Here is a 13662-nt window from a genome sequence, read left to right as displayed (position 1 = left end):
GGGGGGGGGCGGGGGGGGGGCCAAGCAGCGTATCCATCGCGCGCCCCGCCTGCCCCCATCCCGACCTTCCCCCGGAGGGGGAAGGAGCAATACATGAGCACTCTCACGCCTCCCATCCGCCCCGAGTACGAGCGCGCGCTCGAGCCCTTCACCGAACTGCCGGTCGAACGCACGCTGCCGCTGGGCACGCGCATCTGGTCGCAGGCCTGGCTGCGCAAGGGGCTGATCCTCGTCGCCATCGCCGTGCTGTGGGAGCTGGCCGCCCGCTGGCAGGACAACGACCTGCTGCTGCCCACCTTCACCGCCACGGCGCGCGCGCTGTTCGAGGGGCTGGCCAGCGGCGAGCTGATCGAGAAGGTACGCATCTCGCTCGCGGTGCTGCTGCAGGGCTACCTGGCCGGCGTGCTGCTGGCCTTTGCGCTCACCACGCTGGCCGTGTCGACGCAGGTCGGCCGCGACCTGCTGGACACGCTCACGTCCATGTTCAACCCGCTGCCCGCCATCGCGCTGCTGCCGCTGGCGCTGCTGTGGTTCGGGCTGGGCCGGGGCAGCCTGGTGTTCGTGCTGATCCATTCGGTGCTGTGGCCGCTGGCCCTCAATACCTACGCGGGCTTCCAGGGCGTGCCCGAAACCCTGCGCATGGCCGGGCGCAACTACGGGCTGAAGGGCCTGCGCTACGTGCTGCAGATCCTGGTGCCGGCCGCGCTGCCGTCGATCCTGTCGGGGCTGAAGATCGGCTGGGCATTCGCCTGGCGCACGCTGATCGCGGCCGAGCTGGTGTTCGGCGCCTCGTCGGGCAAGGGCGGCCTGGGTTGGTACATCTTCCAGAACCGCAACGAGCTCTATACCGACCGCGTGTTCGCGGGCTTGGCGATGGTGGTGCTCATCGGGCTGCTGGTGGAGAGCCTCGGCTTCAAGACGCTGGAGCGGCTGACGGTGCGCCGCTGGGGCCAGCAGCGCTAGCAGCCGGCGGATTCAGGCGCCGGCCCCCGGCGTGCCAAAGCGGCCCCGGCTCGGGTCTAATCGCAGGTTTTGGCACGCGTTTCCTCCTCTCCCATGAGTTCTTCCTCTTCCGACCTCTCGCCGATCGCCGAAGCGCTGGCCGATGCCGCCGCCGCCCAGTCGATGCATTACTTCCGCACCCCGCTGGACATCATCACCAAGGCCGACGAAAGCCCCGTCACGCTGGCCGACCGCGCCGCCGAGACGGCGATGCGCCAGATCCTCGGCGCCCGCGTGCCGGCCGACGGCATCTACGGCGAGGAACACGGCCCCGAGCGGCTCGAGGCCGAGCGCGTCTGGGTGCTCGACCCGATCGACGGCACCCGCAGCTTCATCACCGGCTCGCCGCTGTGGGGCACGCTGATCGGCGTGCTGCAGGGCGGGCGCGTGGTGTTCGGCATGGTCGACATGCCGGTGCTCAAGGAACGCTGGATCGGCCGCAACGACGGCAGCGGCAAGGGCGCCACGCGCGACGGCCAGCCGGTGCGCGCGAGCAACTGCACCGAAGTGGCCAAGGCCCGCATCGTCACCACATCGCCCGACATCTTCGCGCCCGCCGACTGGGCGGCCTTCGACAGGCTCAGCCGCCAGTGCGCGATGCGCCGCTTCGGCGGCGACTGCTACGGCTACGCCCAGCTGGCGGGCGGCACCATCGACTTGGTGGTCGAGACCGGCCTGCAGCCCTACGACTACCTCGGCCCGGCCGGGCTGATCGAGGCGGCGGGCGGCGTCATCACCGACTGGCAGGGCCAGCCGCTGGGCCTGAAGTCCGACGGAAGGGTCATTGCCGCCGCAACGCCCGAACTTCACCGACAAGCGATGGCCCTGCTCTCGGCCTAGACTGTCCGGCATGTTCCGCTGGCTGATCGTCGTCGTCCTTGCCCTGGTGCTCATGAGCGGCCTGACCGCCTGGCTGCGCCGCTTCGGGTTCGGGCGGCTGCCCGGCGATTTCGAGTTTCGCGCCTTCGGCCGCGAGTGGCAGCTGCCGATAGCGAGCACCGTGGTGCTCAGCATGATCGCGGCGCTGGTCGCGCGCCTGCTGTAGCGGCGCCCCTGACCTGAGAGAGAGAAGACCCCCGCAATGAGAGCCTGCGTAGACATCGGTGGCACCAAGGTGGCCGTGAGCCTTTCCCCTTCGAGCGACAAGCCGCTGGTCGGCCGCCGCAGCGAGCCGACCGCCAAGACCGGCGACAACGACGCGGTGGCGGTGCAGATCATCCGCATGATCGAAGAGGTGTGCGCGGAGCAGGGCGTCGACCCGGCCACGGTCGACCGGGTGGGCGTGTCGTCCACCGGTCCGTTCGAGCTGCGCGACGGCCTGGTCGAGCTGGCCACTCCCAACATCTGCGGCGGCATCGCCGGCCCCTCGCGCGGGCTGCCGAATTCCTGGATGACCGCCATCATCGAAGCCCCGCTGGTCAAGCGCTTCGGCAGCGTGCGCGTCGAGAACGACGCCGTCGCCGCGCTGGAGGCCGAGCGCCACTGGGGCGCGCTGAAGGGCCTGGACAACTGCGCCTACGCCACCTGGAGCACCGGTGTGGGCGTGGGCCTGTGCGTGGACGGCCGGGCGCTGCGCGGCAAGAACGGCAACGCCGGCCACGCGGGCCACAGCTTCGTGGTCGACGACGCCAGCGGCGCGCTGTGCGGCTGCGGCAACCACGGCGACGTCGAGGCGCTGGTGAGCGGCAGCTCGATCGAGCACCGCTTCGGCCAGTCGGCGGCCGAACTTTTCAGCGCGGCCGCGGCGGGAGAGCCCAAGGCCGTCGAAACGGCCGAGGCGCTGTGCCGCATCGTCGGGCGCATGCTCTACAACATGGTCATCACGCTCGACCTGCAGCGCATCAGCCTCGGCGGCAGCGTGTTCTCGCACAACAGCGACTTCGTGCTGCCGCGCCTGCAGGCGCAGATCGACGGCAGGCTGCTGCCGCTCACGCGCGGCGTGCTGCTGGTGCCCGCCGGCCTCGGCGACAAGGTCGGCGACTACGCGGCCCTGGCGCTGCTCGACTGAGACTGAACCGCGGAAGAAGGCGCCTTGCGCCGCTCGGCCGTGGCCGGCGGCGCCACGCCGCAGCCTTCGGCCACGATGGCACCCAGCCGGCGCAGCCCGGCATCGACCGCGTCCGAATACGGCCAGCCGCAGTTGATGCGCAGGTAGTGGTCGAAGCGCGGCGAGTTCGAGAACTGCGCGCCCGGCGCCACCAGCATGTGCTCGCGCAGCGCCGCATCGAACACCGAGGCCGACGACAGCCGCTGCGGCAGTTCCACCCACAGCTGCAGCCCGCCGCGCGGCAGGTTCAGCCGCGTGCCCTGCGGAAAGTACCGGGCGATGGCGTCCGCCGTCTGGTCGCGCTGCACGTGCAGCCGCTCGCGCAGCCGGCGCAGGTGGCGGTCGTAGGCGCCGCCCGCGATGAACTCGCCCGCCGCTATCTGCGCCAGAGCCTCGTTGTTGCGGGTCTGCGCGTACTTGAGCATTTCCACCTGCGCATGCCAGCGCCCGGCGGTGATCCAGCCCAGCCGCAGCCCGGGCGCCAGCACCTTGTGCAGCGAGGCGCAATAGATCACGTTGCCGGTGCGGTCCCATGACTTCAGCGCGCGCAGCGGCGTGTCGCTCTCGACCAGGTCGCTGTAGGTGTCGTCCTCGACCAGCGCGATGCCGTGGCTCTCGCAAAGGTGCACCAGCCGCTGCTTGTGGGCGTCGGGCATCACGCTGCCGATGGGGTTCTGCAGGTGCGGCACCACCACCACGGCCTTGATGTCGTCGTAGGTCTGGACGGCCAGCTCCAGCGCCTCGATGGAGATGCCGGTCTGCGGGCTGGTCGGGATCTCGAGCGCGCGCATGCCCAGGCTCTCGAGCACCTGCAGCAGGCCGTAGAAGGTGGGCGACTCCACGGCCACCGTGTCGCCCGGTTTGGCGATGGCGCGCAGCGCGAGGTTCAGCGCCTCGATGCAGCCGTTGGTGACCAGCACCTCGTCGGGCGCCACCGTCATGCCGATGCGCAGGTTGCGCTGCGCCACGGCTTCGCGGAACTGCAGGTGGCCCTTCTGCGACGAGGCGGTGGTCAGCAGCTCGGGCCGCTGGCGCAGCGCGCGCGTCATCGAATTGCGCAGCGCCTCGGCCGGGTACAGCTCGGGGGCCGCGCGGGCGATGGCGAAGTTGAGCTTCACGCCCGTGTGCCGCCCGCGCGCCATGAAGTTGGCCATGCGCTCGCGCATGCTGACGAACCGCGCGGGGTCTGGCGGCACGTCGGCCACCGGCTCTTCCATGGGCGCGATGGCCATGCGCTGCGGCCGCCGCACGAAGTAGCCCGAACGGTCGCGCGCCTCGACCCAGCCGTCGCTTTCCATCGCGCGGCAGACCTGCAGCGCGGTCGACAGGCTGATGTCGTGCAGCCGCATGAGGCTGCGCAGCGACGGCAGCTTGTCGCCCTGCTTGAGCGAGCCGGTGTGGATCGCGTCCACGTAGTGCGCGGCAAGCTGGCGGTAGAGCGGTAGCGAGTCCATGGGGCAGATGTTCCCCCGATCGGGCACTGGAAAACAGATGCAGTTGCTCGGGAAAACCACCATAACAGATGCGCCCGGACATTGGCTGTTATGGCCGCAATAGCTGGTGCGTGTGCCTGTTTTTTGGGCAGCCGAATTCCTACGATCAGTGCCCGACCACCGCTTTTTTCAAAGGCACGCCATGATCACCACGCTCTCTTCAGCCCCCGCCTTGGTCACCCTCGAGCCGGGCCAGTCCCTGCGCACCGCCGTCGATGCCGGCACGTCGCTGCAAGTGGCCAAAGGCCGGGTGCGGTTGGTGTCGCCCCCGAGCTGGTTCGGCGAATCGCTGTTCATGACGGAAGCCGCGCTGGACGAAGGCGATGTCCACCGGCTGGACCGCGGCGGCTGGATCGAGGTGACGGCGCTGCACGCACCCGTGTCGCTGCGCATCCACGCGCCGTACCAGCCGCATGTGCCCGCGCAGGACGATCCGGAACTGCGGCCCGTGATGCGGCTGATGCGCCTGCTTACGGGCTGGTGAGGCTGAGGAGACTGTCCTTCATGGCGCGTGCACAGGCCACGCTGCCGGTTCTCGGCCGATCAACCAGTGCCCCGTCGGCGCGAGCGCGCCCCGAAAAACCCCCGACGAACAAAAGCAGAAGATCAGCGCTCGCTGTCCACCTCGCGCAGCGCATCCAGGAAGGTGCGCCGCCACCAGTGGATGTCCTGGTCGCGGATGCGCGACAGCAGCTTCTGGTGCCGCTCGCGCCGTTCTTCCAGCGGCATGTGCAGCGCCTGCTGCACGGTTTCCGCCGTGCCGTGCGTGTCGTACGGGTTCACCAGCAGCGCCTCTTTCAGCTGCTCGGCCGCGCCGGCAAAGCGCGACAGCACCAGCACGCCGGGGTCGGCCGGGTCCTGCGCCGCGATGTATTCCTTGGCCACCAGGTTCATGCCGTCGCGCAGCGGCGTCACCAGCCCCACGGCCGCCGCGCGGCACAGGCCCGGCACGCGCTTGCGCGCCACCATGCGGTGGATGTAGCGCACCGGCATCCAGTCGAGTTCGCCGTAGTCGCCGTTGATGGCGCCGCACAGCGACTCGAGTTCGCGGCGGATGTCGGCGTAGGCGTCGACCGTCTCGCGCGTGGGCGAGGCGATCTGTATCAGCGTCGCGCTGCGCCGGTTCTCCGGGTAGTGCGCCAGCAACTCCCGGAACGCCCGCACGCGCTGCGGAATGCCCTTGGAGTAGTCGAGCCGGTCGATGCCCAGCAGCAGCCGGCGCTGCGAATACTCGCGCTTCATGGTCTCGTACATGTCGCGCGATTCCTTCGCATGCGTGAGCGCGGCGAACTCGTCCACGTCGATGCCGATCGGGAACGCGCTGCAGCGCACCGTCTGCCCGTAGGCGCGGTACATGTCGTCGCCCAGGTACTGGCCGCGCGCCTCGTTGCGCACGTAGTGCTCGAAGTGCTGCACGTCCTGCTGGGCCTGGAAGCCGATCAGGTCGTATGCGAACAGCGAGCGCATCAGCCACTCGTGCTGCGGAATGGCCGCGATGATGATCTGCGGCGGCAGCGGAATGTGCAGGAAGAAGCCGATGCGCTGCTTGCAGCCCATCGCGCGCAGCTCGGCCGCCAGCGGTATCAGGTGGTAGTCGTGCACCCAGATGATGTCGTCTTCCTTCAGCAGCGGCAGCAGCTTGCGCGCGAACAGCTGGTTCACGCGCCGGTAGCCGCCGATGAAGCCGGCGTCGAAGTGCGCCAGGTCGAGCCGGTTGTGGAACACCGGCCAGAGCACGTCGTTGCTGTAGCCGAGGTAGTAGCTGTCGTGGTCCTCGCGGCTCAGGTCGATGGTGGCTAGCGTGACCTTGCCGGCCTGCTGCCGGTGCAGCTCGCCTTCGCCGGTCGGCCCGCCTTCGATGATCTGCCCGCTCCAGCCGAACCAGAGGCCGCCGCTTTGCTGCAGCGATTCGCCCAGTGCCACGGCCAGGCCGCCGGCCGCGGGCTTGCGTGGGTCGGCCACGCGGTTCGAAATGACGACGAGGCGGCTCATATGGCGGAGTCCCACGGAGCGGACAGGCGCACCGCCGCGTTGATGATGCCGACCATCGAATAGGTCTGCGGAAAGTTGCCCCACATCTCGCCGGTGACCGGATGCGTGTCTTCCGACAGCAGCCCCAGCGGGTTGCGCGCGGCCAGCATGGTCTCGAAGATCTGGCGCGCCTCGGCCTTGCGGCCGATCTTGGCGAGCGCGTCGATGCGCCAGAAGGTGCAGATGTTGAAGGCCGTCTCGGGCTTGCCGAAGTCGTCGGCAGCCTCGTAGCGGCGCATGTACGGGCCGTCGCACAGCGACTTCTCCATGGCGTCGACGGTGGAGATGAAGCGCGGGTCGCGCGCGTCGATCAGGCCCACCTCCACCATCAGCAGGATGCTCGCGTCGAGCTCGTGCCCGCCGAAGCTCTCGGCAAAGGCCTGCCGCTCCTCGCACCACGACTTGGTGAGGATCTCTTCCTTCATGCGCGCGGCGTGGCCGTGCCAGTAGGCGGCGCGTTCGGGCAGGTCCAGCGCGCGGGCGATCTTGCTGAGCCGGTCGCAGGCGGCCCAGCTCATCAGCGCCGAGCTGGTGTGCACCCGGGCGCGCGTGCGCAGCTCCCACATGCCGGCGTCGGGCGTGCCGTAGACGCGCACCGCCTGTTCGCCCACCGCCTCGAGGTGCGGGAACTCCGCCAGCCCCGCGCGGCTGAGCAGCCGGTGGTCGTGGAAGGCCTGCGCCGCGCCGAGCACGATGTTGCCGTACACGTCGTGCTGGAAGTGCTCCTGCGCCTGGTTGCCCACGCGCACCGGGCCCATGCCGCGATAGCCCGGCAGGCCTTCGACGAAGGATTCGGGCAGCTCGCGCTCCAGCCCGATGCCGTACAGCGGCTGGATGTGCTCGCCGTGCGAGCCGATCACCACGTTGCCCAGCCAGCGCAGGTAGTCTTCCATGGTGCCCACTTCGCTCAGCGAATTGAGCGCGCGCACCACGAAGAAGGCGTCGCGCAGCCAGCAGTAGCGGTAGTCCCAGTTGCGCTGGCTGCCGGGTGCCTCGGGAATGCTGGTGGTCATGGCGGCGACGATGGCGCCGGTGTCCTCGTACAGCGAGAGCTTCAGCGTGATGGCCGCGCGGATCACCGCGTCCTGGTACTCGAAGGGAATCGCCAGGCGCTTGGTCCAGGTGCGCCAGTAGGCGATGGTCTCCTGCTCGAACTTGCGCGCGGTGTCGGCAATGCCGTCCGTCAGCGTCTCGTCCACGCCGAACATGAAGTTGTATTCGCGCGAGATCACGAAGGGCCGGCGCGAGAGGATGTGCGAGATCGACGCATCGGTGTTCAGCCGAAGCGTGAGGTCGGGTCCCACGTAGCGGATGTGGTTGCTGCCGCGCGTGACTTCCACCGGCGCCGAGGCGCCCCACTGGAAACGCGGATCGAGCGACACGCGGATGCGCGGCGCACCGGCAATGGGCCGCACGCGGCGCACCATCATCAGCGGGCGGAAGTAGCGCGAGCGGCTGTAGAAGCGCGGCGCGAAGTCGGTGATCTCGATGCCCTGGCCCGCGCTGTCGAAGAGCTGCGTGCGCAGCACGGCGGTGTTCGGCTCGTACCACTGCCTGGCTTCGGCGAAGTCCTCGATGTCGATGCTCCACGCGCCGGCTTCCTCGCCCGGGTGCAGCAGCGCATTGAAGACCGGGTCGCCGTCGAAGCGCGGCAGGCAGCACCACACGGCGCGTCCGCGTCCGTCGATGAGCGCGCTGTAGGCGCAGTTGCCGATCACGCCGACATCGAGCGACGGCTCGGCCGGCGGCGCGAAGCCGCGCGGTCCAGGGGCGGCGGCGGCCTTGAAGTCGACCGGTGCGCGGTCGTCGGGACCGGCGGCGCCGGCCACTGCCGCGCCGGCGTGCGCTTCGGGGGCCGTCGATAGTTGCTGTTCGCTCATCCGGGGTTCCTCGGGGATTCGGTGTCTGTTGTCTTGCGTGCCGCGGGCGCCGCCAGCAGGTCGCGTGCCTGTACCAGCCATTCGTAGACTGCGCGCGGCGATTCGAGCCGGTGCAGCGCCAGGCTGGGGCCTGAGCCCACCTTCACGCCGACGCCGCCGCGCGGCTGCACCACCGCGAAGCCGCTCTCGTCGGTGGTGTCGTCGCCGAGGAAGACGGGCGTGCGCCCGGTGAACGGCGCCTCTTCCATGAAGGCATTGATGGCAATGCCCTTGTTGATGCCCGCGGGCTTCACCTCGAACACGAACTTGCCGTGCATCAGTTCTATCTGGGGGTCGTGCGCGATGGCGCGCGACATGGCGTCGCGGCACACCGCCTCGAGCTGCGGCGCGAGCCGGTAGTGCAGGGCGATGGCGGCATGCTTGCGCTCCACCAACAGGCCTTCATGTACGCGCGCGAGCTCGTTGGCAACGTCGAGGATGGAGGCAAGGTCGGGCGGGCGCTGCTCCTGCATGCGGCCCTTGGCGTCGCGGCGCTGCACGCCGTGCTCGCCGGCCGCCGGCAGGCGCAGCGGCGCCAGGAAGCGGTCGATGGAGTCGATCTGGCGGCCCGACACGACGGCGAGCGCGCCGCCGAGCTGGTCGCGCAGGTCGCTCAGGAGGGAAACGAGGGCAGGCGGGATCTCGATGGCTTCAGGCGTGGGCGCGAGCCCGACGAGTGTTCCGTCGAAGTCGAGAAAGAGGGCTGAATCCCGGCCCAGCGGAGGAGGCAACTGCAAGTTGCTGGAGGACTTTGGCATTGGGAAAAACCATAGCACGGGCGCCCGGCATCCCGTGTCGGCCAAAACCGGCTGTGCGGCAGGGCCTTGGGCGCTTTCAGCCCGCCGATGCCGCCACGGCCGCCACGGCATCCACCCGGGCCTGGTGGATCGCCTCGCCGATCTTCGGGCCGCCGGCGCCGGCCTGCTGGGCGGCGCGCGCCACCACGTCGGTGGGCACGGCCGCCGCGGTGGCCAGCACGGCCAGCAGCCGGGGGCGTTGCGGATAGGCCGTGTCCTCGAAGCCGAGCCGTCCGCGCGCGTCGCACTCGCAGGCCAGCAGCGCCTCGGCAAAGCGCGCGGGCTTGCGGAAGGCGTCGCAGCGCTCCAGCAGGCGCACCAGCTCCGCCGCATCGAGCGAGCCGCTGGCGTGGATGTGGCCGTGCTCGCGCGCCACCACCTCGGCCAGCTCGCGGACGTCCACGGGCACGCGCCAGCGTTCGCACACCTGCTGCAGCAGTTCGGCGCTGCGCTTCTCGTGGCCGGTGTGGCGCGGCAAGACGTCGGCCGGCGTGTTGCCCTTGCCCAGGTCGTGCATCAGGCAGGCGAAGCGCACCGGCAGCGAGGCCTGCAGCCGCGCGGCGGTGTCGAGCACCATCATCAGGTGCACGCCGGTGTCGACCTCGGGGTGGTGCTCGGCGCGCTGCGGCACGCCCCAGAGCCGGTCGACCTCCGGCAGCAGCACGGCCAGCGCGCCGCAGCCGCGCAGCACGTCGAACATGCGCGAGGGCCGTGTTTCGGCGAGGCCGCGCGACAGCTCCTGCCACACGCGCTCGGGCACCAGCGCGTCGACTTCGCCGGCCGCGACCATCTCGCGCATCAGCGCCATGGTCTCGGGGGCGACGCCGAAGTCGTGGAAGCGCGCGGCGAAACGCGCCACGCGCAGGATGCGCACTGGGTCTTCGCGGAAGGCGTCGGTCACGTGGCGCAGCACCTTGTCGCGCAGGTCGCGCTGGCCGTGGAAGGGGTCGGCCAGCGTGCCGGGCGTGGGGTCGAAGCTGCCGTCGGCATTCACCAGCTCGGCGGGCAGCGCGATGGCGTTGACGGTCAGGTCGCGGCGCGCGAGGTCCTGTTCCAGCGTGACGTCGGGCGAGGCATGCACGGTGAAGCCGCGGTAGCCCGGCGCGCTCTTGCGCTCGGTGCGGGCGAGCGCGTACTCCTCGCGCGTCTCGGGGTGCAGGAACACCGGAAAGTCGCGCCCCACGGGCAGGTAGCCGCGGGCCACCATGGCTTCGGGCGTGGCGCCGACCACCAGCCAGTCATGGTCGGACACGGGGCGCCCTAGCAGCCTGTCGCGCACCGCGCCGCCGACGAGAAAAATTTTCATGAATGCAGTGTAGGGATACTCCGTACCTCAAAAATAGAACGGTCGTTCGATAATTTCCGGCGCGGAGCGGGCCACCATTCGTCCGGCGGGCGAATGTCAGCGGCGGCTAAAAGCCGAGGCTGCGCCGCGCAGAGGGATTTTTCAACCAAAGGAGCTTTCACATCATGAAGAAAACAGTGTTTGCGTTGGCCGCTCTGGGCGCCCTGGCGTCCGGCAGCGCCATGGCGCAACAGGGGGGCGACTGGGTCATCGGCACGGGCTGGTTCCATCTTTCGCCGCAGGACTCGAGCAAGCCGCTGACCGTGACCTCCCCGATTCCGGCGGTGCTGCCCGGCTCGGGCGCCAGCGTGAGCGACTCCGACACCCTGGGTCTCAATGCCACCTATTTCCTCGACAGCAACTGGGCCGTGGAAGGCGTGTTCGGCGTGCCGCCGAAGTTCAAGCTCAACGGCACCGGCACGCTGGGCCGCGTCGGCCAGCTGGGCGAGGCCCGCCAGTGGAGCCCGACCATCCTGGGCAAGTATTTCTTCAACGACGCCAACTCGGCGTTTCGCCCCTTCGTGGGCCTGGGCGCCACCTATGTCTGGTACAGCGACGTGCAGCTCACGTCGAACCTGCAGGGTGCGCTGGCGCAGCAGTTCGGCGTGTCGCCGTTCCGCGTGAACACCACGGCCAAGCTCGACAGCAAGTTCGCACCCGTGTTGAACGCCGGCGTGGCCTACCAGTTCGACAAGCACTGGGGCATCTCGTTCTCGGTGTCGTACATCCCGCTGAAGACCACCGCCAAGCTGACGACCACCTCGATCACCGGCCTGCCGGTGGCCACGAGCCAGGCCAGCCTGAAGCTGAACCCGATCGTCACCTACCTGGCGGCAACCTACCGGTTCTGACCGCCATCCTCTTCGAGGACCTTACCGCCCCGTGCGGTAGGACTCCTCGAACTGCAGGAAATCCTTCTCCGCCAGTCCGCCGTCGATCCAGGCCTTGACGCCCGGCAATGCCTGCACACGTTCGATGTAGGCCGTGATGTGCGGCGGCACCGGCAGTCCGTAGGTCTTGATGCGCGTGCCCACCGGCGCGAAGTAGGCATCGGCGATGCCGAATTCGCCGAACAGCATGGGGCCGCCGTGCGCGTCTAGCAGGCCGCTCCACATCTGCACGATGCGCGCGAGGTCGCTGGCGACCGTGGGCTCTTCCTTCATCAGCCGCGCGCCCACTTCGGGCAGCGAGGCTTCGAGGTTCATTCCGCAATGGCCGCGCAGGCCGCCGAAGCCCGAGTGCATCTCGGCGCAGACGCTGCGCGCGCGCGCACGGTCTGCCGCGTCGCGGGGCCACAACTGCTTTTCAGGGAAGGTCTCGGCCAGGTACTCGGCGATGGCCAGCGTGTCCCAGACCACCAGGTCGCCGTCGACCAGCACGGGCACCTTGGCCACCGGGTTGATGGCGGCGATGGCGTTCTTGAACTTCGAGTCGGCTTCGAAGGAATCGAAGCGCACCATCACTTCCTCGAAGGGGATGCCGGCCTGCTTCATCAGCACCCAGGGGCGCATGGACCAGGACGAGTAGTTCTTGTTGCCGATGTAGAGCTTGCGCATGAGAGTCTCCCGGGCGTTGGGTGCAAAGTTTTAAATGCTAGCCGCGCGCCACGGCCCGATTGATGACGAACGCGGCGCGAATTGATGCGCCGGCGCCTTCAGCGCGCGGGCGTGTCGTCGGCCGAGGCGATGACGCGCGGCGCGGTGCCGTCTTCGCCGCCCTTCTGAGGGCCGGTCACGCGCTCGATCAGCCCCACGAGGCGCGGCACCAGCGACAGCACCGCCAGCGCCAGCAGTGCGCTCAGCAGCGCGGTGGCTTCGCGCCCGAGGCCGCAGGCCATGCCGATGGCGGCCGTCATCCACAGCCCGGCGGCGGTGGTCAGGCCCTGCACGTGGCTTTCGTCCTTGCCCTGCTTGAGGATGGTGCCGGCGCAGAGAAAGCCCACGCCCGCCACCAGCCCCTGGATCACCCGGCTCATGTCGGCCGGCACGATGCCGGTCTGCTGCGGTATCAGCACGAACATCGCCGAGCCGATGGCCACCAGCATGTGGGTGCGCACGCCGGCCGCCTTGCCCGCCTGCTCGCGCTCGAAGCCGAGCAGGAAGCCCAGCGCCGCGGCCAGCGTGAGGCGCAGCACGATGCGCGTGAGCTGCGCGACGTCGGTCACGTCCGAGAACTCGGACGCGATGGTGTCCAGGACCTCGTCGCGCCAGCTCATGCCGCAAGCCTCAAGGCAGGTCCTTGTTGGGTTCGGGCTCGGCGGCGTCGCGCGGGCCGATGCGGCCCAGGCGCTCCTTCAGCGACTGCGGCCGGCCGCTGATGATGGCGGCGTAGTTGGTGGTGTTGGCCAGCACCTTCTTCACGTAGTCGCGCGTCTCGCTGAAGGGCACGTTCTCGGCCCAGATGGCGGCGTCGAGCACCGGGCCGTTGCGCCAGTTGCGCGGGCGGCCCGGGCCGGCGTTGTAGGCGGCGGCGGCCAGCGCCATGGAGCCGTCGAAGTCGTCGAGCGCCAGCTTCAGGTAGTTGGTGCCGATGGTGATGTTGGTCTCGCGGTCGTTGATCTGGTTGGGCGAGAAGTCGGTCAGGCCGATCTTGCGGGCCGTCCAGCGCGCGGTGGCGGGCATGACCTGCATCAGGCCCGAAGCGCCGACGCCCGAGCGCGCATCCATGATGAAGCGGCTTTCCTGGCGGATCAGGCCGTAGACGTAGGCCGGGTCGAGGCCGATGTCCTGGCTCTTGCGCAGCACCGTGTCGTGGAAGGGCATGGGAAAGCGCTGGTCGACGTCGACCACGCCCTTGGTGCGCTCGCTGGTGTTGATGCAGCGGTCCCACACCTCGCGCTGGCAGGCGAAGTCGGCCGCGGCCAGCAGGGCGCGGTCGTCCATGCCGCCCTTGTCGTGCAGGTTGGTGGCGTAGTTCCACTCGCGCGTGCCTTCGGGGCGCAGGCCGATCGCGATGGCGTAGAGGCCGCGGGCCAGCGAGGGGTTGGCGCGGGCGGCGGCTTTTTCTTCGGGCGTGAGCGGGGCGGGAC

General features: G+C 69.6%; 14 protein-coding genes. 6 read left to right on the top strand and 8 right to left on the bottom strand.

All coding sequences use genetic code 11. The features are described 5' to 3' along the window. Positions 1–93: 93 nt before the first annotated feature. The 4 genes from AC1RVW_RS29720 (at position 94) to AC1RVW_RS29705 (ending at position 3010) form a co-directional block, all read left to right on the top strand. Positions 94–963, top strand: a complete 870-nt coding sequence (locus AC1RVW_RS29720; protein WP_493204284.1) for an ABC transporter permease — start codon at positions 94–96, stop codon at positions 961–963. Positions 964–1056: 93 nt separating this feature from the next. Beyond that, on the top strand, positions 1057–1842 hold the full coding sequence (gene hisN / locus AC1RVW_RS29715) for a histidinol-phosphatase (protein ID WP_081265661.1): 786 nt from the start codon (positions 1057–1059) through the stop codon (positions 1840–1842). Positions 1843–1852: 10 nt separating this feature from the next. Next, positions 1853–2047 carry a DUF2905 domain-containing protein gene (locus AC1RVW_RS29710; protein WP_056509065.1) on the top strand — a complete coding sequence of 65 codons (195 nt, stop codon included), beginning with the start codon at positions 1853–1855 and terminating at the stop codon, positions 2045–2047. A 36-nt stretch (positions 2048–2083) separates the two neighbouring features. Then, the gene (locus AC1RVW_RS29705; protein WP_285413249.1) at positions 2084–3010 is read left to right on the top strand and encodes an ROK family protein; all 927 of its coding nucleotides are present in this window, start codon (positions 2084–2086) and stop codon (positions 3008–3010) included. Here the strand turns inward: AC1RVW_RS29705 and AC1RVW_RS29700 are convergent. Next, positions 2983–4503: an aminotransferase-like domain-containing protein gene (locus AC1RVW_RS29700; protein ID WP_493204281.1), complete on the bottom strand. Its 1521-nt coding sequence runs from the start codon at positions 4501–4503 to the stop codon at positions 2983–2985. The genes AC1RVW_RS29705 and AC1RVW_RS29700 overlap by 28 nt on opposite strands. A 181-nt stretch (positions 4504–4684) precedes the next feature. Here AC1RVW_RS29700 and AC1RVW_RS29695 point away from each other — a divergent pair, with 181 nt between their 5' ends. Further along, positions 4685–5026, top strand: a complete 342-nt coding sequence (locus AC1RVW_RS29695; RefSeq protein WP_493204279.1) for a hypothetical protein — start codon at positions 4685–4687, stop codon at positions 5024–5026. Positions 5027–5148: 122 nt separating this feature from the next. On the opposite strand, the gene otsA is transcribed toward AC1RVW_RS29695, so the two are convergent. From otsA to AC1RVW_RS29675, 4 genes are all read right to left on the bottom strand, one after another. Continuing rightward, entirely contained in the window at positions 5149–6534 is a 1386-nt protein-coding gene (gene otsA, locus AC1RVW_RS29690) for an alpha,alpha-trehalose-phosphate synthase (UDP-forming) (RefSeq protein WP_081265665.1), read from the bottom strand. Continuing rightward, positions 6531–8453 (bottom strand): glycoside hydrolase family 15 protein, encoded by a 1923-nt coding sequence (locus AC1RVW_RS29685; protein ID WP_409194918.1) that lies wholly within the window; start codon positions 8451–8453, stop codon positions 6531–6533. Before AC1RVW_RS29685 ends, otsA begins: the two co-directional genes overlap by 4 nt. Next, positions 8450–9250, bottom strand: a complete 801-nt coding sequence (otsB, locus tag AC1RVW_RS29680; RefSeq protein ID WP_409194919.1) for a trehalose-phosphatase — start codon at positions 9248–9250, stop codon at positions 8450–8452. Before otsB ends, AC1RVW_RS29685 begins: the two co-directional genes overlap by 4 nt. Before the next feature lie 76 nt (positions 9251–9326). Beyond that, complete coding sequence (locus AC1RVW_RS29675; protein ID WP_409194920.1) at positions 9327–10595, bottom strand: multifunctional CCA addition/repair protein; 1269 nt, start codon at positions 10593–10595, stop codon at positions 9327–9329. Positions 10596–10759: 164 nt separating this feature from the next. Here AC1RVW_RS29675 and AC1RVW_RS29670 point away from each other — a divergent pair, with 164 nt between their 5' ends. Next, positions 10760–11485 (top strand): OmpW/AlkL family protein, encoded by a 726-nt coding sequence (locus AC1RVW_RS29670; protein WP_106935658.1) that lies wholly within the window; start codon positions 10760–10762, stop codon positions 11483–11485. A 21-nt stretch (positions 11486–11506) separates the two neighbouring features. On the opposite strand, the gene AC1RVW_RS29665 is transcribed toward AC1RVW_RS29670, so the two are convergent. From AC1RVW_RS29665 to AC1RVW_RS29655, 3 genes are all read right to left on the bottom strand, one after another. Then, the gene (locus AC1RVW_RS29665) at positions 11507–12190 is read right to left on the bottom strand and encodes a glutathione S-transferase family protein (RefSeq protein WP_493204276.1); all 684 of its coding nucleotides are present in this window, start codon (positions 12188–12190) and stop codon (positions 11507–11509) included. 98 nt (positions 12191–12288) lie between these two features. Further along, positions 12289–12849: an MgtC/SapB family protein gene (locus tag AC1RVW_RS29660; protein WP_106935657.1), complete on the bottom strand. Its 561-nt coding sequence runs from the start codon at positions 12847–12849 to the stop codon at positions 12289–12291. A gap of 10 nt (positions 12850–12859) precedes the next feature. After that, positions 12860–13662, bottom strand: an 803-nt coding sequence (locus AC1RVW_RS29655; RefSeq protein ID WP_493204273.1) for a lytic transglycosylase domain-containing protein, incomplete at its 5' end; no start/stop codon positions are given.

This window comes from Variovorax sp. MPBD4-3, from assembly GCF_058809745.1.
The sequence above is the reverse complement of the archived record's forward strand: the minus strand, read 5'-3'. Positions and strand labels throughout refer to the sequence as shown.

What these genes read in the sequence shown, in the direction of transcription:
- AC1RVW_RS29705 (WP_285413249.1), top strand. Translation starts at nt 2,084, where the DNA reads ATGAGAGCCTGCGTAGACATCGGTGGCACCAAGGTGGCCGTGAGCCTT.
- hisN (WP_081265661.1), top strand. Translation starts at nt 1,057, where the DNA reads ATGAGTTCTTCCTCTTCCGACCTCTCGCCGATCGCCGAAGCGCTGGCC.
- AC1RVW_RS29665 (WP_493204276.1), bottom strand. Translation starts at nt 12,190, where the DNA reads ATGCGCAAGCTCTACATCGGCAACAAGAACTACTCGTCCTGGTCCATG.
- AC1RVW_RS29720 (WP_493204284.1), top strand. Translation starts at nt 94, where the DNA reads ATGAGCACTCTCACGCCTCCCATCCGCCCCGAGTACGAGCGCGCGCTC.
- otsA (WP_081265665.1), bottom strand. Translation starts at nt 6,534, where the DNA reads ATGAGCCGCCTCGTCGTCATTTCGAACCGCGTGGCCGACCCACGCAAG.
- AC1RVW_RS29710 (WP_056509065.1), top strand. Translation starts at nt 1,853, where the DNA reads ATGTTCCGCTGGCTGATCGTCGTCGTCCTTGCCCTGGTGCTCATGAGC.
- AC1RVW_RS29700 (WP_493204281.1), bottom strand. Translation starts at nt 4,503, where the DNA reads ATGGACTCGCTACCGCTCTACCGCCAGCTTGCCGCGCACTACGTGGAC.
- AC1RVW_RS29695 (WP_493204279.1), top strand. Translation starts at nt 4,685, where the DNA reads ATGATCACCACGCTCTCTTCAGCCCCCGCCTTGGTCACCCTCGAGCCG.
- AC1RVW_RS29660 (WP_106935657.1), bottom strand. Translation starts at nt 12,849, where the DNA reads ATGAGCTGGCGCGACGAGGTCCTGGACACCATCGCGTCCGAGTTCTCG.
- AC1RVW_RS29670 (WP_106935658.1), top strand. Translation starts at nt 10,760, where the DNA reads ATGAAGAAAACAGTGTTTGCGTTGGCCGCTCTGGGCGCCCTGGCGTCC.
- otsB (WP_409194919.1), bottom strand. Translation starts at nt 9,250, where the DNA reads ATGCCAAAGTCCTCCAGCAACTTGCAGTTGCCTCCTCCGCTGGGCCGG.
- AC1RVW_RS29675 (WP_409194920.1), bottom strand. Translation starts at nt 10,595, where the DNA reads ATGAAAATTTTTCTCGTCGGCGGCGCGGTGCGCGACAGGCTGCTAGGG.
- AC1RVW_RS29685 (WP_409194918.1), bottom strand. Translation starts at nt 8,453, where the DNA reads ATGAGCGAACAGCAACTATCGACGGCCCCCGAAGCGCACGCCGGCGCG.